Annotated in this window: 23 protein-coding genes and 1 tRNA gene; 11 read left to right on the forward strand and 13 right to left on the reverse strand. The window is 56.8% G+C overall.

Features of this window, described 5'->3' with window-relative positions; translation table 11 throughout:
- Positions 1 to 37: 37 nt before the first annotated feature.
- Positions 38 to 994, reverse strand: coding sequence for a sugar ABC transporter substrate-binding protein (locus ACZ445_RS20220; RefSeq protein WP_058426260.1), 957 nt, complete (start codon positions 992 to 994; stop codon positions 38 to 40).
- A 554-nt stretch (positions 995 to 1,548) separates the two neighbouring features.
- Between ACZ445_RS20220 and ACZ445_RS20225 the strand changes: the two genes are divergently transcribed.
- The 3 genes from ACZ445_RS20225 to ACZ445_RS20235 all read left to right on the forward strand — a co-directional run bounded on the left by ACZ445_RS20225 (position 1,549) and on the right by ACZ445_RS20235 (position 3,756).
- Positions 1,549 to 2,637: an asparaginase gene (locus tag ACZ445_RS20225; RefSeq protein WP_058426261.1), complete on the forward strand. Its 1,089-nt coding sequence runs from the start codon at positions 1,549 to 1,551 to the stop codon at positions 2,635 to 2,637.
- A gap of 173 nt (positions 2,638 to 2,810) precedes the next feature.
- Positions 2,811 to 3,062 carry a DUF1654 domain-containing protein gene (locus ACZ445_RS20230; protein ID WP_081049315.1) on the forward strand — a complete coding sequence of 84 codons (252 nt, stop codon included), beginning with the start codon at positions 2,811 to 2,813 and terminating at the stop codon, positions 3,060 to 3,062.
- 4 nt (positions 3,063 to 3,066) lie between these two features.
- A complete protein-coding gene (locus ACZ445_RS20235) occupies positions 3,067 to 3,756 on the forward strand; it encodes an endonuclease (RefSeq protein ID WP_058426263.1) in 690 nt (229 codons plus the stop codon).
- 31 nt (positions 3,757 to 3,787) lie between these two features.
- On the opposite strand, the gene ACZ445_RS20240 is transcribed toward ACZ445_RS20235, so the two are convergent.
- Positions 3,788 to 4,153: a hypothetical protein gene (locus ACZ445_RS20240; protein ID WP_058426264.1), complete on the reverse strand. Its 366-nt coding sequence runs from the start codon at positions 4,151 to 4,153 to the stop codon at positions 3,788 to 3,790.
- Positions 4,154 to 4,416: 263 nt separating this feature from the next.
- Here ACZ445_RS20240 and csrA point away from each other — a divergent pair, with 263 nt between their 5' ends.
- Positions 4,417 to 4,611, forward strand: coding sequence for a carbon storage regulator CsrA (gene csrA, locus ACZ445_RS20245; protein WP_058426265.1), 195 nt, complete (start codon positions 4,417 to 4,419; stop codon positions 4,609 to 4,611).
- A gap of 503 nt (positions 4,612 to 5,114) precedes the next feature.
- Here csrA and ACZ445_RS20250 read toward each other — a convergent pair.
- Complete coding sequence (locus ACZ445_RS20250) at positions 5,115 to 5,792, reverse strand: HAD-IA family hydrolase (RefSeq protein WP_058426267.1); 678 nt, start codon at positions 5,790 to 5,792, stop codon at positions 5,115 to 5,117.
- Between the two features lie 205 nt (positions 5,793 to 5,997).
- Between ACZ445_RS20250 and ACZ445_RS20255 the strand changes: the two genes are divergently transcribed.
- The 5 genes from ACZ445_RS20255 to ACZ445_RS20275 all read left to right on the forward strand — a co-directional run bounded on the left by ACZ445_RS20255 (position 5,998) and on the right by ACZ445_RS20275 (position 9,585).
- Positions 5,998 to 6,768, forward strand: coding sequence for an alpha/beta fold hydrolase (locus ACZ445_RS20255; protein WP_058426268.1), 771 nt, complete (start codon positions 5,998 to 6,000; stop codon positions 6,766 to 6,768).
- A gap of 111 nt (positions 6,769 to 6,879) precedes the next feature.
- A complete protein-coding gene (locus tag ACZ445_RS20260) occupies positions 6,880 to 7,125 on the forward strand; it encodes a DUF2790 domain-containing protein (RefSeq protein ID WP_310864200.1) in 246 nt (81 codons plus the stop codon).
- 42 nt (positions 7,126 to 7,167) lie between these two features.
- Complete coding sequence (locus ACZ445_RS20265; RefSeq protein ID WP_015884955.1) at positions 7,168 to 7,839, forward strand: heavy metal response regulator transcription factor; 672 nt, start codon at positions 7,168 to 7,170, stop codon at positions 7,837 to 7,839.
- A complete protein-coding gene (locus ACZ445_RS20270; RefSeq protein WP_310864199.1) occupies positions 7,836 to 9,236 on the forward strand; it encodes a heavy metal sensor histidine kinase in 1,401 nt (466 codons plus the stop codon). Before ACZ445_RS20265 ends, ACZ445_RS20270 begins: the two co-directional genes overlap by 4 nt.
- A 124-nt stretch (positions 9,237 to 9,360) precedes the next feature.
- The gene (locus ACZ445_RS20275) at positions 9,361 to 9,585 is read left to right on the forward strand and encodes a hypothetical protein (RefSeq protein ID WP_058426270.1); all 225 of its coding nucleotides are present in this window, start codon (positions 9,361 to 9,363) and stop codon (positions 9,583 to 9,585) included.
- A gap of 15 nt (positions 9,586 to 9,600) precedes the next feature.
- On the opposite strand, the gene pcp is transcribed toward ACZ445_RS20275, so the two are convergent.
- From pcp to ACZ445_RS20290, 3 genes are read right to left on the reverse strand one after another with little or no spacing between them, the layout of a single operon-like run.
- Entirely contained in the window at positions 9,601 to 10,242 is a 642-nt protein-coding gene (pcp, locus tag ACZ445_RS20280) for a pyroglutamyl-peptidase I (RefSeq protein WP_058426271.1), read from the reverse strand.
- A 7-nt stretch (positions 10,243 to 10,249) separates the two neighbouring features.
- Complete coding sequence (locus ACZ445_RS20285) at positions 10,250 to 11,200, reverse strand: DUF979 domain-containing protein (protein WP_058426272.1); 951 nt, start codon at positions 11,198 to 11,200, stop codon at positions 10,250 to 10,252.
- Complete coding sequence (locus ACZ445_RS20290; RefSeq protein ID WP_058426273.1) at positions 11,197 to 11,913, reverse strand: DUF969 domain-containing protein; 717 nt, start codon at positions 11,911 to 11,913, stop codon at positions 11,197 to 11,199. The genes ACZ445_RS20285 and ACZ445_RS20290 overlap by 4 nt, the downstream gene beginning before the upstream one ends.
- Positions 11,914 to 12,253: 340 nt before the next feature.
- On the opposite strand from ACZ445_RS20290, the gene ACZ445_RS20295 reads away from it, so the two are divergent.
- Both ACZ445_RS20295 and ACZ445_RS20300 read left to right on the forward strand, forming a co-directional pair.
- On the forward strand, positions 12,254 to 12,799 hold the full coding sequence (locus tag ACZ445_RS20295) for a DUF4410 domain-containing protein (protein ID WP_179029786.1): 546 nt from the start codon (positions 12,254 to 12,256) through the stop codon (positions 12,797 to 12,799).
- 9 nt (positions 12,800 to 12,808) lie between these two features.
- Positions 12,809 to 12,967, forward strand: coding sequence for a hypothetical protein (locus ACZ445_RS20300; protein WP_160329175.1), 159 nt, complete (start codon positions 12,809 to 12,811; stop codon positions 12,965 to 12,967).
- A 75-nt stretch (positions 12,968 to 13,042) separates the two neighbouring features.
- On the opposite strand, the gene ACZ445_RS20305 is transcribed toward ACZ445_RS20300, so the two are convergent.
- The 7 genes from ACZ445_RS20305 to ACZ445_RS20335 form a co-directional block, all read right to left on the reverse strand.
- Positions 13,043 to 13,150 (reverse strand) — tRNA-OTHER (locus ACZ445_RS20305).
- Between the two features lie 462 nt (positions 13,151 to 13,612).
- The gene (locus ACZ445_RS20310; protein ID WP_058426275.1) at positions 13,613 to 14,323 is read right to left on the reverse strand and encodes a sulfotransferase family protein; all 711 of its coding nucleotides are present in this window, start codon (positions 14,321 to 14,323) and stop codon (positions 13,613 to 13,615) included.
- A 4-nt stretch (positions 14,324 to 14,327) separates the two neighbouring features.
- A complete protein-coding gene (locus ACZ445_RS20315; RefSeq protein ID WP_310864198.1) occupies positions 14,328 to 15,659 on the reverse strand; it encodes an ABC transporter ATP-binding protein in 1,332 nt (443 codons plus the stop codon).
- Complete coding sequence (locus ACZ445_RS20320; protein ID WP_160329176.1) at positions 15,649 to 15,819, reverse strand: hypothetical protein; 171 nt, start codon at positions 15,817 to 15,819, stop codon at positions 15,649 to 15,651. The genes ACZ445_RS20315 and ACZ445_RS20320 overlap by 11 nt, the downstream gene beginning before the upstream one ends.
- A 500-nt stretch (positions 15,820 to 16,319) precedes the next feature.
- Complete coding sequence (locus ACZ445_RS20325; RefSeq protein ID WP_179028391.1) at positions 16,320 to 16,838, reverse strand: lysis system spanin subunit; 519 nt, start codon at positions 16,836 to 16,838, stop codon at positions 16,320 to 16,322.
- On the reverse strand, positions 16,835 to 17,368 hold the full coding sequence (locus ACZ445_RS20330; RefSeq protein WP_058428001.1) for a glycoside hydrolase family 19 protein: 534 nt from the start codon (positions 17,366 to 17,368) through the stop codon (positions 16,835 to 16,837). Before ACZ445_RS20330 ends, ACZ445_RS20325 begins: the two co-directional genes overlap by 4 nt.
- 279 nt (positions 17,369 to 17,647) lie before the next feature.
- Positions 17,648 to 18,673 carry an IS110 family RNA-guided transposase gene (locus ACZ445_RS20335; RefSeq protein WP_058426805.1) on the reverse strand — a complete coding sequence of 342 codons (1,026 nt, stop codon included), beginning with the start codon at positions 18,671 to 18,673 and terminating at the stop codon, positions 17,648 to 17,650.
- Positions 18,674 to 18,732: the final 59 nt, after the last annotated feature.

Raw genomic sequence — 18,732 nt, forward strand, 5'->3', positions numbered from 1 at the left:
GCTCAGGGCGAGCGGGCGCTGTTGGGTGCTGCCAGGATTACTTCTTGAGGACGAGTTCGACCGGGGTTTCGATCACGCCATCTTTGGCATCGACTTTCTCACCCTTGACCAGCTTGAGCGCATTCTGGATACCGAACACGGCTTGCTGGGCTGCAGCCTGGTCGGCGGTCGCCAGGACACGGCCGTCCTGCAGCATCGGCTTGATGGCTTCGATGTTGTCGTAGCCTACGACCAGCACCTTGCCAGCCTTGCCGGCCGCACGCACGGCAGAGACTGCGCCCAGGGCCATGTTGTCGTTACCGGCCAGCAGGGCCTTGAGGTCGGGGTATTCACTCAGCATGGCGGACGCCACTTTCTGGCCCTGGTCGATTTCCCAGTTGCCGGATTGGGTGGAGACGATCTTCATGCCGGCAGCGTCCATCGCATCCTTATAGCCTGCGGTACGCTGCTGGGCGTTGGTGGTGGTCGGCACACCCTCGATGATGCCGACCTTGTCACCCGAGGCCAGTTGCTTGGCCAGGTAGTCGCCGACCAGCTTGGAGCCTTTGCGGTTGTCCGGACCTACGAAGGGGATGTCGAGGTTCTTGCTTTTGAGCACGTCCGGGTCCAGGCGGTTGTCGATGTTGACGACCTTGATCCCAGCATCGGAAGCCTTCTTGAGCACGGTGACCAGTGCCTTCGAATCAGCAGGCGCGATGACGATGGCGTCGACCTTGGCGAGGATCATCTGGTTGACGATGTCGATCTGCGCGCTGGTATCGGTTTCGTTCTTGATACCGTTGGTGATCATGTAGAAATCGGAGGCGTGTTCTTTCTGATACGCCTTTGCACCATCCTGCATGGTGACAAAGAATTCATTGGCAAGGGATTTCATGACCAGGCCGACCTTGGGTTTGGCGGCGTCATCGGCAAATGCAGAGGAGAGAGGCAGGGCAGCAGATGCAGCAGCAAGCACAGCGACAGCAAGAAGACGTCCAGCGAATGGCAGCTTCATGGGTTCACTCCGATCTTATGATTATTGTGAGCAACGCTTGCACCGAAGACCCCTTCGGCAGCCTTCCCACCCGGGCGGCTGATACGAGCTGTCACGATACTCAGGGAGTGCTCCGTGAAACATCTCGCAAACGTTTGCGTTGTTCAAACTATGAGAACCTTGTCGAGATTTGTCAACGGTTGTAAACAGCCTTTCATCCACGCCCTCCCTCACGCCTGAGCATAAGCGCAGTTAAACATCGCACCCTCCCGGTCGTTCTCTAAAACGACAGGCTTGGGGCGCATCATTCATGCATCCGCCAAAGCCTGGCGGTCAACTTTTTCGGACAACCGAACACAATGCAGTCCGATGTTCGGAAAGCCGGACACCCACATGGGAAACAAGCCAGAAAAATCAATATTAATTGTTATAAATCAATTATTTAAATTGTTTTATCGTTCACGTTGAGCCTGGTACAGATCCTGCTCTACCCCATCACCTCGTGGCATTCAGAACCGCCCGGGTGTTCTAGATGAACTTGCTACAGCACTCATCAAAAACCAGAGAGAAAAATAATGAAATCTGCACTGAAGACTTTTGTTCCGGGCGCGTTAGCCCTCCTGCTGTTGTTCCCCGTTGCCGCCCAGGCAAAGGAAGTTGAAACCAAGACCAAACTGTCTAACGTGGTGATCCTCGCCACCGGCGGCACCATTGCCGGCGCCGGCGCCAGCGCAGCCAACAGCGCCACCTACCAGGCAGCGAAAGTCGGTATCGAGCAATTGATCGCCGGTGTTCCTGAGCTTAGCCAGATCGCCAATGTGCGTGGCGAGCAAGTGATGCAAATTGCGTCCGAAAGCATCAACAATGAAAACCTGCTGCAACTGGGCCGCCGCGTCGCCGAACTGGCCGACAGCAAGGACGTGGACGGCATCGTGATCACCCACGGTACCGACACCTTGGAAGAAACCGCCTACTTCCTGAACCTGGTGGAGAAAACCGACAAGCCAATCGTGGTAGTCGGCTCCATGCGCCCAGGCACCGCCATGTCGGCGGACGGCATGCTCAACCTGTACAACGCCGTCGCCGTGGCCGGCAGCAAGGATGCACGCGGCAAAGGCGTGCTGGTCACCATGAACGACGAGATCCAGTCGGGTCGCGACGTCAGCAAGATGATCAATATCAAGACCGAAGCGTTCAAGAGTCCATGGGGCCCACTGGGCATGGTGGTTGAAGGCAAATCCTACTGGTTCCGCTTGCCGGCCAAGCGTCACACCATGGATTCGGAATTCGATATCAAGAACATCAAGAGCCTGCCGGACGTCGAGATCGCCTATGGCTACGGCAACGTGAGCGACACTGCCTACAAGGCCCTGGCTCAAGCAGGCGCCAAAGCCATCATCCACGCCGGTACTGGCAACGGCTCCGTGTCCTCCAAAGTCGTACCTGCCCTGGTGGAACTGCGCAAGCAGGGTGTACAGATCATTCGCTCTTCCCACGTGAATGCCGGCGGCATGGTTCTGCGCAACGCCGAACAGCCTGACGACAAATACGATTGGGTCGCTGCGCTCGACCTGAACCCGCAGAAAGCCCGCATCCTGGCCATGGTCGCCTTGACCAAGACCCAAGACAGCAAAGAGCTGCAGCGGATGTTCTGGGAATACTGATTCCTGACTGCCCTCCCCTGTAGGAGCGAGTTTGCTCGCTCCTACACCCTCACGCTCCGCCCTACACCCAATTGCCTGAATTGCTGTAAGACGAACTTCTTGAATTTTAAGTAGTTGCGAAATTGCCTACAGTTAAATACTGTATGTGCGTACAGCTTATTAGGAAATACTCCGTGGCAAAGTCCTCTTCCGCAGCGCCAACCACACCTGATGCCTACGAACGCCTGGCTATTCGCGTGCAAAAGATCATCAATTCAACCAACGCCCAGAAAGCCAAGGCAGCGTTGATCTTCCGTTTGCCGGACGAGCCTGAGGATGAATGGGCGCGCTTGCTTGAGGAAATCGCAGAGAACGATAACGTCACCCTCGCCTATCGTGACGACGGTGGCGTACAGATTTTCTGGGTTGTACCGAAGGAAGATTGATTCAATGAATGTCCGTTTTATGGCGGTGTGCTGCCTGTTTTTTGCCGTCACCGCCCACGCCCAGGCGCCACGCACGTTCAGTGAAGCCAAGAAAATCGCCTGGAAGCTCTACGCTCCACAATCCACCGAGTTCTATTGCGGCTGCAAGTACACGGGCAATCGCGTGGACTTGAAAGCCTGTGGCTACATCCCCCGCAAAAACGCCAATCGTGCCGCACGCATCGAATGGGAGCACATTGTTCCCGCCTGGCAGATCGGGCATCAGCGCCAATGCTGGCAGGACGGTGGGCGTAAGAACTGCACGCGCCATGATGACGTGTTCAAGCGTGCCGAAGCGGACCTGCATAACCTGGTGCCAAGCATCGGAGAGGTCAACGGTGACCGTAATAACTTCAGTTTTGGCTGGCTGCCGGTACAAAGCGGGCAGTACGGGTCTTGCCTGACTCAAGTGGATTTCAAGGCCAAGAAGGTCATGCCGCGCCCTTCCATCCGGGGAATGATCGCCCGCACCTATTTTTATATGAGCAAACAGTACGGCTTGCGACTGTCGAAACAGGATCGCCAGTTATACGAAGCCTGGAACAAGACCTACCCGGTGCAGGCCTGGGAGCGCCAGCGTAACCAGACAGTGGCGTGCGTGATGGGGCGCGGCAATGAGTTTGTTGGCCCGGTGAGTCTGAAAGCCTGTAGTTGAAAATGGGCGAAACTCCCGCCCACCCGGCGCGTTACTGTGCAGCCTTGTGCTCGATAACCTGCGATTCGGTATCGGTTTTCTTGGCGCGCGCCATTTTCTCGTTGAGCAGTGCCTGCTTGGCCTCGGCTTCAGCCTTGGTCGCGAACGGCCCGAGCAGGACTTCGTCCTTGCCGTCAACCTTCACGATGTAAAAGTTGAAACCATGTTCCAGCAACCAGGCCGTAAGGTCGGTGATGGCCTGTAGCTTGTGGTCCGGCGGCCCGACCCATACATCCCATTCCTGCGCAGCAATCGCGCCGGTTTGAGGCTGGTTTTCGGTCACGACAGGCTTGCTCCTGGGGGCCTCGACGCGTTTGCCCTCACCGCAACCGGCCAATGCCAACACCGCCATTGCCATCGCTACTTTACGCACTGCCCTGCTCCTTTAAAGATAAAGAGGCGACTTTATCATTCACTGTCTATTCTGGCCGTCATAAACCTTCGCTTAAACAATGCGAATCATGTATCGCAGACCTGTATGATGCCGCCATGGGAATTAATGTCGCCTCTATGCGTCCTAAAAAGAGGCAGTCACAGGGAAGCGCTTAGCAGTAAGCTACACACATCCGACACCTGCCCTGTCTGAAACATGTGTCCTTAAAAGTAATCAAGGAGAAGTCCATGCTGATACTCACCCGCAAAGTTGGTGAAAGCATAAACATCGGTGATGACATCACGGTCACCATCCTGGGCGTCAGCGGCCAGCAAGTACGAATCGGCATCAACGCACCCAAGGATGTTGCCGTGCATCGCGAGGAAATCTACCAGCGCATCCAGGCCGGTTTGACTGCCCCGGACAAAAACCAGACGCCTTGAAGCACCCTCAGTAGCCAGCCTTTTCGTGCACTGTAATGGCTGGCGAAAACCTCTTCACACCGCTCTTGTCATTGCCGCGTGACTGACGCCACCAATGCGTTCATCTTCATGGAAAGATGAAACTGTCTTCACGCCCGGAACTTGTTGTTTCATTCTCAGCCGAATCTTCTGACTGACACTCAGCCATCCGTGTGCATTCAGGAGCACGTCGATGCGGCCAAGGACCCCACCGCCATTTGCCTACACGTCTTGGATGATCGCCTTATCGATAGGATGGGTCTTCGCAGGGCTGGCCTATGGTTTGAAGTATGCAATCGAAGGCTCCGGCTCCGCCGCCCCCCGTTCAGGGCTGGACTTGGCGCTGCTGCTTTGCGGGTACTTGTTCCTGTTCTGTATCAAACCTATCCAGAAGTCCGTGCAACGCAGGTTGTGTCGGCAAACGCGTCAGTGACATCGCGCTCATCGCCAGCAGACACCGGCATCAACAGCGTCGTCTTTTCGTATCAGCCCGCCCCACTCTGCAAGTACAACAAGCCTTCTGCGTCACGCTGTACGTCCAACTGCTGGTACCCGTCTATCGAAGGATGGTCAGTGGTCATAGGCGTGTAATGAGTCGACGTCACGACCATCACATCCGCGCCTGCGGCCTCTCCCGCACGAATACCCACCGTTGCATCTTCAAACACCAGGCATTCCTGCACCGGCACACCCAGGCGTTGCGCCCCCAAAACGTAACAAGCCGGATTCGGCTTGCCGAGGGCCACATCTTCAGCCGTCACCAATACCGCCGGCGGCGCAATGCCCGCTGCTTGCAGTCGACGCAACGCCAACTCCCTTGGAGCAGAAGTGACCAACGCCCATTGATCACCCGGCAGGCGGTTCAGGAACGCCACGGCGCCAGAAATCGCCACAACACCTTCGACATCATTGATTTCAGCCTCGGTGATCCACTGCGCTTCAACCTCGGGATCGACGCCCGGCAATGCCTGGCGCGTGATGGTGTCGATCGCGCGGGCGCCGTGAATAGTCGTCAAAAAGGCCGCCACATCCAGCCCATGACGTTCAGCCCAGAGGCTCCACACCCGCTCGGCAGCGGCAATGGAGTTGAGCAAGGTCCCATCCATATCAAACAAAAAGGCACGGTAACGGCGATTGAACACGGCTGAACCTCGGATAGACACTGAGCGAATTCCTCATGGGCGGAAAAATGATAGGCCCGATGCAATCTACGGATCACCTCGGTGCTTGTAAACGCTACCGAGGTCGATTGCATTACAGGTTTGTAATGGCGCGGTAAGTTTTAGCAGCACCCTCACTTCATACAGTGGAGTCGTCAGTCACCCACACCGGATGACGCCACTTCCTACTGATGAAAAGGGTCCCCCCATGAAACCTGCAAGCAAACTCTGCCTGATCGCCGCCAGCCTGCTGATGCTGGGCACAGGTACCGCCATGGCCGGCACCGTGGCGCCGGTCAAAGCCAATAACGTGGTGCTGGTGCATGGTTCCTGGGCTGACGGTTCAAGTTGGTCCGAGGTGATCACCCGCCTCCAGGCCGCTGGTCTGCATGTCACTGCAGTGCAGAACCCGCTGACCTCGGTGGCCGACGATGTCGCCGCCACCAACCGTGTACTGGCCCAGCAAGACGGCCCCACTGTGCTGGTCGGCCACTCCTACGCCGGCACCGTGGTCAGCGACGCCGGGGCCAACCCGAAGGTCAGCGCCCTGGTGTACGTGGCCGCACGCGCGCCTGACGCCAATGAAGACTTTGTCGCGCTCTCGGCAAAGTATCCGAGCATGCCGGTGCGGGCCGGCGTTGAAGACCACGACGGCTACCTCACCCTGAGCCAGGAGGCCTTCCTCAAGTATTTTGCCGGCGATGTGCCGCATGCCAAGGCCCTGGAGTTGTACGCCGTGCAGCAGCCCATCACCAAGACCCTGTTCAGCGGTCGCACCGTCAACGCCGCCTGGCACACCAAGCCTTCCTGGTACGCGGTGTCGGCGAATGACCAGACCATCAATCCGGACCTGGAACGCTTCCTTGCCAAGCGCATGAACGCTACCACCATTGAGCTGCCTTCGAGCCACCTGTCGCTGGTGTCCCACGCCAAGGAAATCACCGACCTGATCCTCGAAGCCTCTGGCCGCCAGCCCTGAGCCCTGCATTACAAACTTGTCATCATCCTGTTGGTTGGCTGTTCGGGGTGCCTGGTTACTGTGAACTCACCGCCACGATCTGGCAGCCAACCCCTTAAGAGAGAAACCCCCATGAAACTGTTTATCCTCGGCTTTGCCGCTCTGCTCGCTACCGGTTCCGTGTTTGCTGCCAAACCTGTGATCCATGACAAAACCGGCTTCTTCGTACATCTGGATGTGGCCAAAGTGCTGTCGAGCACCGACACATACGGCCAATGCGGCATCGTCCCGGCGCGCCTCGACTACCTGGACAGCCAGGGGCGCGAACATGTGTTGGACTACCAGGTCCAGGGCATCGGTTGCGCCAGTGACAATTGATCGGGCTACACTTGCGCCACGCATTGAGACAGGGCACTTCCCATGAACATTCTTGTAGTCGAAGACGAACCCAAGGCCGGCAATTACCTGCTCAACGGCCTGCAGGAGCTGGGTTACTCCGTCAGCCTCGCCCGTGATGGCGTGGACGGCTTGCACCAGGCCCTGGAAACACCGTTCGACGTGATCGTGCTGGATGTGATGATGCCGAAAATGGACGGCTGGGAAGTGCTGCGTCGCCTGCGCAAGGAAGCGGATACGCCGGTACTTTTTCTGACGGCTCGCGATGACATTGCCGACCGCATCAAGGGCTTGGAGCTGGGTGCCGATGATTACCTGATCAAGCCTTTTTCCTTCGCTGAACTGGTGGCACGCTTGCGAACCCTGACCCGTCGCGGCCCAAGCCGCGAAGAGGAACAACTGCAGATCGCCGACTTGCAAATCGATGTGCTCAAGCGTCGCGTCACCCGGGCCGGCACGCGTATCACCCTGACCAACAAAGAGTTCGCCTTACTGCACCTGTTCGCAACTCATCAGGACCAGGTGCTGTCCCGCTCGCTGATCGCCTCGCGGGTGTGGGACATGAATTTCGACAGCGACACCAACGTGGTCGACGTGGCCGTACGGCGCCTGCGCCTGAAAATCGACGACCCGTTCCAGCTCAAGCTGATCCACAGCGTGCGTGGCATCGGCTACCGTTTCGATACCCAGCCATGAACAAACGCCGTCATTACTCCCTGACCCTGCGCCTGGCGTTGATCTTCGCTCTGCTCGCCTTCGCCCTGCTGGCGACCCTCGGTGTGGCGCTGTATCGCGAGTTGGAGCGTGAACTGATCATGCGTGACGACGCGGCCTTGATCTACCGCATCGATCAGTTGCGCAACCTGCTCAATGACAGCAACACCCTGGACCTGATCAAGACCAAGCCGGAGTTGTTCCAGAACATGCTCGGCAACCGCGAATCGGTACTGAGCATCGCCGCGCCAGGACAGAAGCCATTGCTGACGGTCAATCCCGGCAATATCGACCTGCCTTCCATACCGCCGGTCCCCAAGAACCACGAACTGACGCTCGCCGACGTACACCATTTTCCCAGCATCAACGGCGTACCCTTCGCCACCGTCGCCGCGTCCATCGACTCCGGCGACCTGGGCAGCCTGCAAGTCACCACGGGGCGCCTGATGACCGAGCGCACCAGCGTACTCGCTAGCTATCGCCTGAGCGTTTATATCCTGGCGAGCATTGCCGCAATCATCCTGGCCCTGGTCGGCTACCTGCTGGTTCATCGCGGGCTGTTACCGTTGCGACGCCTGGCCCGGCACGCTCAAGGCATTGGCGTCGGCAACCTCGCCGAACGCCTCGACAGCCACGGTGCGCCTAAGGAACTGCTGCCGATGATTGATTCATTCAATACCATGCTTGAGCGGCTGGCCAAGGGCTTTGTCCAACTGGGTCAGGTGTCCACCGACATGGCCCACGAGCTGCGCACACCCATCAACAATTTGCTGGGGGAAACCCAGGTCGCCCTGCAACAGCACCGCAGCATTGAAAGTTATCAGCAGTTGTTGGCGTCCAATGTGGAAGAGCTTGAACGCCTGGCGCGGATGCTCGATAACATGCTGTTCCTCGCGCGCACCGACCCGGCGAGCGCTTTGCGTCAACGCCAGGAACTCAGTGCCGTGGATGAGGTGGAACGCATCGCCGAGTACTTTGAGGGCTTGGCGGGTGATGCGGATATCAGCATTCACGCCGAAGGTGAAGGCGTGATCTGGGCGGAGCCGATGCTGCTGCGCAGGGCGCTGGCGAACCTGTGCGCCAACGCCATCAAATATGGTGCGCCAAGTACCGAGCTAGAGATCCGCGCCGTGCCAAGCACCGATGGCATTCACCTGAGGGTCAGCAATCAGGGCGAGACCATCGCCGCCGAGCATCTGCCGCGGCTGTTCGAACGGTTTTACCGGGTGGATGAGTCACGGGAACGTTCTGCACAGTCCAACGGGTTGGGATTATCGATTGTTGCAACCATCATGCAACTGCATAACGGGCGGTACAGCGTAAGCAGTGAGGCAGGTGTGACGTGTTTTGAGTTGTTCTTTCCTAGACGGGAAGATTGAGCGCAAACGCCCGGTGTTATTTTGCAAAGGTTTGTCTCTTAACACTGGTCGCAAGCCAGACTAGTCTCGCTTCCCAAGGGGCTCAAGGGAGAGCCGGCAGCGGTAAAATTATGGAGATCCTGAAATGGAAATGCGATTAGGTTTACTGGAAAAGGGGCTGGCTGAAATGAATGAGAAGCTGATCACCGTTTCGAGCAAGGCAGACGCCATGGACAAGCACTTCGCTTCCAAGGCAGACCTGGCAACTACTGAACTGAACCTTATCAAATGGTACGTGGCAACCGCATTCGCCATGACAGGCCTGGCTTGCGCTATCACCTTCGGGCTTACTCGACTGTTTGCGATTTGAGGAGCGTCGGGCCGATCAGCTGACCTGCCCGCCCGCTTCCTCTGCATCCACCGGTGTTTGCCACGCCACCAGCACAGCTGTCTGCAGCCCCGCAACCAACGTATCCAACGCCATTGAGGGCCGCTGTGAATCTGCCACCTGCTCTGGCAGAAAAGGTACATGGATAAACCCACTGCGTACCCCAGAACCTGCGAGCGCATGCTGCAACAAATAAAATACCTGGTTACACACAAATGTCCCAGCCGTCTGCGATACCGAGGCCGCGACTCCCGCGTCGCGCACAGCCTTGACCATCGCCTTTATCGGCAAGGTCGTGAAGTAGGCCGCCGGGCCGCCGGCTACGACAGCCGTATCGATAGGCTGCTCCCCGAGGTTATCGGGGATGCGTGCATCATTGATATTGATCGCCACCCGTTCGACTGAGATATCGCTACGCCCAGGCCCCAGGCCAGTCGCAATCACCATCGCCGGGTGCAACTCGTCGATCAGCCCGGTCAGGCACGCGCCCGCCGTGGCAAATGCGCAAGGCAGTAATCGCGCAACAATCTGCACATCGCTCCCCAGTCGCACGCCGTCCAGTTGGCGCACGGCTTCCCAGGAGGGGTTCACCCGGTCTTGATCAAAGGGCTCGAAACCCGTCAGCAGTACAATTTGCATCACGGCCTCACATCAACAGATAAAGCAGCACAATATTGACCACCAGCATCATCAACGCGGTCGGCAGCTGTGCCTTGATCACCGCGTTCTTGTCCGGCAGCTCAAGCAATGCCGCCGGGACGATATTGAAGTTGGCGGCCATAGGGGTCATCAGGGTACCGCAGTAGCCGGAGAACATGCCGATCGCCGCCATCACCGCCGGGTTACCACCATAGATTCCGACCAGCACCGGCACGCCGACGCCGCCGGTCATCACCGGGAAAGCCGCGAAGCCATTACCCATGATCACCGTAAACAACGCCATGCCCAGCACGTAGACCATCACCGCCACCAACTTGTAATCCAGGTTGATATAAGTGGTGGTGACATGCGCGACAGCCGTACCAACCCCGGCTTCGTTGAAGAGTAAGCCCAGCATTGCCAACATCTGCGGCAGCACCATGGCCCAGCCCAGCGCTTCAGTCAGGCGACGGGATTCACGCAAGGCTTGCGCCGGCGTATCGCGGGTCAACCAGCACGCCAGGCCAAGGGCGATCAGGCAGCCGATACCAAGGGAGACAAAGGTGGTGTTTTTCGGGTCCAGCAACGGCACTCCGCCGATCTCGGTGTGCTTGAGCAATACCGAGCCGATCACCGTGGTCAGCGGAATCGCCAACGCCGGGATGAACAGCTTGTGCCCCAGGCGACCCGCACTGGCACGGGATGCCTTGTCGTGCAACTCGGCATGCTTGCCACGGCCGACGCCGCCCATGCCGGCAATCAAAGCCATGACCACTATGCCGACCCCGATAGCCACCGAGGGCAGACGCTCACCGATCAGGAATGGAATGGCGAACAACAGCCAGAACAATGCACTGGACCAACGCTTGGGATGGGTGCGGTCCATCAGGATCATGCCCGCCGTGATCAGCAGCAGGACCCCGGCCAGCCAGTACAGGTATTGAATGGAAATAATCATTGTGCAGCCTCCACGGATGCAGCGGCCGGCGTCATCTCTCGGGTGAGCCTGCGGTCAAACCGATGCAGGCGGATCGCGTGAATGATGAAGGCGCAGATCGCGGTAGGAATCCCCCACACCGCAATATGCAGCGGCTCCACATCAATTCCCGAGCCCAGCAGGAAGGTGTGCATCAAGGCGATTGCACCAAAGGCGACAAAGATATCCTCACCAAAAAACAGGCCGACATTGTCAGTCGCCGCGCACATCGCCAGCACTTTATGACGCAGTTTTTCGGGAAGTTTGCCGTAACGTTTTTCCGCTGCACCCTCGGCCATCGGGGCCAGCAACGGACGCACCATCTGCGGATGCCCGCCCAGGCTGGTCAGGCCCATGGCGGCCGTGGATTCACGCACAAACAAATAGATGATCAACAAGCGCCCGACCGTGGCGCGCTCGAACCGTGCAATCCAGTTCTGCGCATGCAGGCGCAGCCCATGGCGCTCCAGAAGGCCAATGACCGCCAGGGGCAGCAACAGAATCAATTGCAGGGCACGGGTCTGAAGGAAGCCATCGCCCATGGTGGCGAGAATTTTTTCCAGGGGGAAATGGGCGGCAAGCCCGGTAGCGATAGCGGCCGCGGTGACCACCAACAGAGGGTTGATGCGAAAAACAAAGCCAACCACGATCACAAGTACGCCGATCAACGGCCATAAGTTCACAACAGTTTGCATGGCGGTGAGGTCCTTAAGTGCGCGCTGCGGCGCCATTACAGCAGGATGTGAACAAAGGGTTCACAGCAGGAAGTGGCGTGCAGTCGGCTCGGTTTTTTATTGTTGACCCGGAAGGTCGAGCGTCAGTGGCGGCAACTTTGCTGCCTGGGGGCGGGAGGTGTCCAACAAGAAAAATTGTTGCTGCGAACCAATAAATTTTGTGGGTGATTGCACAGCCTGCATGTAACGAGATGTGGACAGACCCGCAGGGATTCGCGCATCTTAGCGCCGCCTGTCTTATCAGGCGCGCACCTCAAATCAGCACACTCTTCCCGATTACTGTTGTGGATATGGAAATTCAATGAAAACCCAAAAGGTCCTGATCGCCCTCTCCTGCGCAGTTGCGCTGTCCATGCTGGGTGGTTGCGCCGCCAAGGTAAAAAGTGGCGGCAGCGCCGCGCTGGCGATCCCGGACTCCGCGAAACGCAACCTCGTGGTCAGCATCAAGGGCGAAGGACATGTCGAGCAAAACCCGGACTGGAACCTGCTCAAGCGTGACTGGAACAACGCGCTGCAAGTGGAGGCCCGCGAGGCCGGCTTCAACGTCACCGAAAGCCCTGCAGTGGTTCCGAGTGGTGAAGAAGGTGTCGGCATCAAGATCAATGTGAGCAAGTTTCGCTACATCGAGCCGGGCTCACGGTATGTAGCCGGTGCGCTGGTAGGCAACGCCTGGGTGTTCTCCCGCGCGGATTACTTCGACCTGAAATCCGGCACGCCGATTGGCTCGCGCACCTACGACACCTCGTCATCCGCTTGGGAAGGCATTGCCTCGGCCATGACCCAAAAGCAAGTGCAGGCGATTGCCAAGCAGATGATCAGCGATATCAAGAACGCCAAGGCCAAGTAAGCCGCCATCGTGAGCGAGTTTCTCGAATTCATCTGGAAGCTGCTTGAGTTCGCAGGCGACTACACCCCACCACGGCGAAAACGCGTGTTCTCATTTGGGTTCGTGATGTTTTTGCTGCTGGTGGCGGTTGTTGAACTGGTTTTGCTGCAGATTTTTCTTGGCGAATAGGTTTTGCAATCGCAACAAAAAAGGGCCCACCTTTCGGTGAGCCCTTCTAGACCGCCCAGCAGAGCGGATTTTGTTTGGTAGGCGCGATTGGACTCGAACCAACGACCCCCACCATGTCAAGGTGACCACGAAAAATACGCAAGCTTCTGTTAATAAAGGGAAAAGCTCCTTTTTCGTGCGCCCTCAAAACGCACAATACGACCTATAAGAATCAATAACTTAGCGTTGGATATTCCTACAGTAGTCCCCTCCCCGGCGTCCTGCCGACGAACACCACTCCCAAATCCGCAACACCCCGGAACTGTATACACATACAGCACTCGAACTGACCCACCATGAACATCGACGAAGACACTTGCAAGTGGCTTGGATGCCCCACGCCCCTGGAAAAGTACCAGTACCAATGCGCCATGCTTAAGGACAAAATAGCTTCACTGCGCAACGACCTGCGCGCCGCCCGCAGGAATATCCAAGACCCAGTCGAATGAAGATGAGCTGGCCGCCGGGAAAGCATGTGCCGAGGTAGCAATGGCAAATGCGCTCGCAAACGTCAGCAGGTTCAACCACGAGACATCTGAACTGAGGGGAAACGTCAGAAGCCTGGAGGTGGTCGTCGATCAGAGTGACCGGTGGGTCAGTTTTCAATCAGCGCAAACAACTGTTCTTCCAGTCTGAGAAGTCAGCCTCAAGCAGCTCGCCTAATGCGTCGATCTTGTCAGCATAGAGCCGATGCAACACTTGTAACAATTCCGGTCGGATAGCAGATTTGTAGCCCTCGAAAACCGGCCGAGATAACTCGGGACGCTGAGTCTCGGAGAAAAACTCACCCAAGCCAATGTGATTCAGTACCCTGTTGGCGAAACCAACTGGGTCTTGCACAATCTTTTCGTAGCGAGAAATCAAAAAGCTCTCACGAGGATACACCGACATCCAGTTTCTCAAGCAGTTGGCGTAGTCACCACGCTGCAACGATCCCTGCGATTTGAAATGATCAATGAACCATTGATCGGACGCTTCAGAAAACTCCATTTCGGCTCGGCGCAGTGCCATCCTGGCAGAAGACCATGCTCGCTCGATCGGATTTCGCATCACATAAACGATACGTAAGCTTGGAAAGTATTGGTGCACTTCACGAATCCGGTCGAGTGGCAGAATCGCATAGGCTGGAGTGATGTCGCCATTGCAGCGTTCTTCACTGAACAAACTGCTGTACCAGCCAATACCATTCAGGTAATGAGCATCCCAGAAGTGAACTTCCTTGCCAGCTGGAAAGCTTACATTTGGATGCTTGCTCAACACCTCGTATAACCAACTGGTGCCGCTTTTCTGGGCACCAATTCCGATAAACCTTAGCATCCAATCACTCTACCAAAGACCATTCCGGCGCACATGAGAAATCTACTAGACCAAGCCCGAACTGCTTGCTTTCAGCACTTACGCGAAAGCACAACGCATCAACGACGCGATGAAGATGATGGAATCCCTCACCACAATCCCCGGATACGCCCGCATTGAGAAAATACAATCCTTCATTGAGGCGACAGACAAAACTATACTCCACCGACAGCACAGAGCCGGATGAAACAACACTGATTCCATCTTCGACCTGCTTGGCTGAGGTAGCACCACCCAACTCCACGCCAGTGGGAGTCTTGATCAGCATACCAAACCGAACATTCCTAGCATCACGATCAAAGCGTACACGGTAGGTATAGCGATAGGTTTCTCCTGCCTTGAGACAATTGACCTTTTGCCCTTGGATGTTGAGTAACTGAGGATCAGAGATCAATGCACCACGAGTTTCGTAAGACAGCACAGTCTTGGAAACAAGGTAGGGATCGAAATATCCCGCCATTTCCTGACATGGCTCATCCACTTCTCCAGGCTCAGCCGACTCGGGACTCAGAGACTTCTCGATACCAGCCAACATTTGTTCGCGCATGACCTTGGCTTTCTCGGCAGGAGCGTTCAGCAGCCGCTGATACTTGCCAACCACTGATTTGGGCGTGCCTTCAGTGATTTTTTTTCCACCATCCAGCAGAATCGCCCGGTCACACAGGCCTACAACCGTATTACTAGCATGTGAAACGAACAAAATGGTTGCACCTTGGGCCTTGATAGCCTCGATCCGCGCAAAGCATTTGCGCTGGAAAAGCTCATCCCCCACAGCAAGTGCCTCATCGACAATCAGGATCTGCGGGTCGGCATTGATAGCCACAGCAAAAGCCAGCCGCACCATCATGCCACTGGAGTAATTCTTGACCGGCTGATCTATGAAGTCTCCAATCTCTGCAAACGCGAGTATGGATTCAAAGCGAGCTGCAGTTTCCGCATTGGAAAGTCCAAGTACGGAAGCATTCATGTAAACATTATCTCGCCCACTGAACTCGGGGTTGAAACCCGACCCCAGCTCTAGCAACGCAGCAATACGGCCATGTGTAGTTATCTCACCGGCAGTAGGCGTCAGAGTGCCGCAAATCATCTGCAACAACGTAGACTTTCCACTCCCATTGCGACCAACAATGCCAACTGTCTCGCCTTTATTTATCACAAAAGAAACATCATCTAACGCCACAAACTCCTTGTAATGCTTCTTGCTACTGAACAACTGCAGCAAACGCTCACGCTGGCTGGCGTATATTCGAAAATGTTTGCTAACACTTTTAACCTGTATTGAAAACTCAGAACACATCTGCAAAACCTTTACGCGCGGTTTGGAAGAAAGCAAATCCTGCCCAGAGAAACACCAAGGAGATCGCCAAGTATTTTGTCAAGAGGGTGAATTCCGACATTCTGCCCCAAATCAAAACATCGCGCGCCTGTTCAATCACAAAAGCCAAAGGATTAGCCATGATCAGAGGGTGAACGGAAGCTGGCAGACTGCTTTCGGATAGAATACAGGCGCCAGAAAAAGCAGAATGGTCGTGAGATAGTATAGTTTGCCCTACGTCTCTAAGATAAGAGCACATGGAACTGCAAACGCACGCCAGTAACACCACCCCATTGAGCCAAGGTTGAACGCGGGATCGACATGCCCGCTCGACCGCAAATCGATTTCTGATGGTAACGCCATTCCGGTGCCTGCGCGCATGCCCATCGGCTCTGTGTCGAGCCGTAAGGAGTCGATGCCAATCATCGGAGAAGTTCGCGCAGGCGGTAGCATTTTCAGCTGGCCAATTAACTTCGACGGCGCCGTGCGGCTGATGGGTTTCAACACAGATAGATGACTCGGCCGGACGGTTACGGACCGCCTATGCCCAGAAAAACTTCGTTAAGCCATATCGAATCGGTTACGGTATCCATCGGTTAGGAGCGGACGAGTTCATTTTTTCTGAATGACGCCCCCCCGCCATCATCGAGCAATGGCGCTTACATACGACTGGCAAGCACGTAGTGCGATCAGTCCTTGGTCACCGGCGTCGGTGATGGCGATAATTCGTTGAGCATGCGCTGGGTCAAGTTGGGCTCGACGGGCTGCATGAACCACGCCGACGGCGCCGGGGGTGGGAGGCACGTCGCAGCCACTGGCTGAATCCGTGGCGCCGAGAAGGACTGACAACCGCAGATCAGAAGTGGCAAGGCGATCGCGAATAACAGCCTGCGTGCGTTTCTCATCGGATAACTCCTTGGAGTGTTGTTGGTCCTGCATGGCGAGCTGATTCTCCAGCGCCGGGCGCTTTTCCTGCTCGGCGCGGGCCTGGGCGGCAGCGGCATTGCTGATCTCGGCCAGGTCATCCTTGTGCAGGCCGGCCTGCTCGGCGAGCTTCTTGCCCATCCGCCAGTCCTGCAACTGCCAGGTCACGCCGGAGGCGGTTGCCATCAGCACCACGACCAGCGCCACCAGGGCGGCCAGCTTTTGCACAGGCGTCATGCCAGCACCTTCAGTGCCTTGTCGTACAGGGCCTGGCGATCTGCTTGGCCGGTGAGCCCGCCATTGATGCGCCTGGTGATCTTCGCGAAGTCCTTCTGGTCGGCCAGGGTGTTCAGCCCACGGGTCGACCAGAACCAGGCCGCCGACATCGCCGCGTTCTGTGGCAGCTCTAGAAGCTCTGGCTTGTTGATCAGGTCCAGGCCCAGGGCTTCACCGCAGGCGGCATAGTTGGCACGTCCGGTAATCTGGACCAGCCCGCGCCCCCGGTACTTCGAGCCATCACCCTTGACGGTGTTGCCCAAGTCGACACGGCCTTCGTACGTGAGCTGCTGCGCAGTTGGCCCCCAAACTTCGCGCACATAGCGCAACTGGCCGGACTCATGGCCAACCTGAGCGATGAAGGCCGCAGCACGCGCGGTGCCCACGATGCCGTAGCGGTTCATGGCCGTATTCAGCACAGGAACAAAAACGCCGGCTTGGCGGCCGGCGTTCGGGAGGATCTGCAGCAACTGCTGCTCAGTGATCGGCATACTTTTCTCCAGGCAAAAAAATTCTATGGTCACCCCCATTTTTGCAATACTGATTAACGGGTGGTGTGGTTGGCTTGCTTAAATCTATCCGGCGTCTGTTTGGGGCTTGCCCCAGCGCCACGATGAGAGTCGCGCCTGACGATCCTTAAAAACCCGTCGGCTTCTGAAGCCGATTTTTATGTCAGGATCTTCGCCAGGCCGGTAGGCCGTTCACGTCATCCGTTGTTCAGCTATCGCAAAACCTGAAGGGTGAGTCGTGGTACTGCAACAACCGCAGGGTCAGGCGTTCAAGGCGTCTGGCCCTGCTTCATATTGCGCATGATGAGCCGCTATCGCCCAAGCGATACGCGCCAGTTTGTTGGCCAGGGCACAGGCCACCACATTCGAGTGTCGTCGGCGCAGTAGCGCTCGCACCCAGTCGGCCAAAGCCCCTTTCTGGTGATCCAGCCGCTGCATGTAAACCCTGGAGCATTGCACCAACAGTTGTCGCAGGTGCTTGTCACCTCGCTTGCTGATCCCCAACAAATTGGCTTTGCCGCCCGTGCTGTACTGTCGCGGCACCAAGCCCACAGAAGCCGCAAAATCGCGACTGCATCGGTATTGCTTGCCATCGCCCATTTCTACAGCCAGAAGGCTGGCGGTGATCGGGCCGACACACGGCATGCTAAGCAAACGACTCCCCAGATCATCGTCGGCCAGCTGGCAAGCCAGTTCTTTGTCCAGTTCCTTGATCCGTTCATCCAGGTAAACGAAGTGATCGTGCAGGCGTTGCAACAGCACTGTCAGCCGCGCAGGCAGCTCATGCTCGGCCAAAACAGCTGCCAAACGCTTCATGATGGCTAAGCCTTTGGGCAGGCTGATGCCAAATTCCAACAGGAAACCGTGCATCTGATTGGCTGTCTTGGTGCGGTCATGCACCAACGACTCGCGCATGCGATGCAGAACAGACAGGGTTTGCTGAGACTCGGTTTTAGGCGTGACGAAGCGCATGGACGGACGAGAAGCCGCCTCGCAAATAGCCTCTGCGTCGATAAAGTCGTTTTTGTTGCCCTTGACGAAAGGGCGGACAAACTGCGGTGAAATCAACTTGGTCGTATGCCCCATCGCCGCAAGCTGACGGGCGATGAAGTGAGAGCCGGCACAGGCTTCCGTTACCACGACGCAGCTCGGCAAGTTGCCGAAAAACCGCATCATCTGCGCTCGCGAGAGCTTTTTGCGAAACACCTCGCGGCCTGATTTGTCTTGGCCGAGAAGGTGGAAATTATGTTTGCCGAGATCGATCCCGATCAGTGCTGACTCGCTCATGATGATGGCCTCCGAAAACAAAACACCCTGTGAAAGCGTAGCCCTCACAGGGTGTTGGG

This window comes from Pseudomonas allii, from assembly GCF_055380095.1.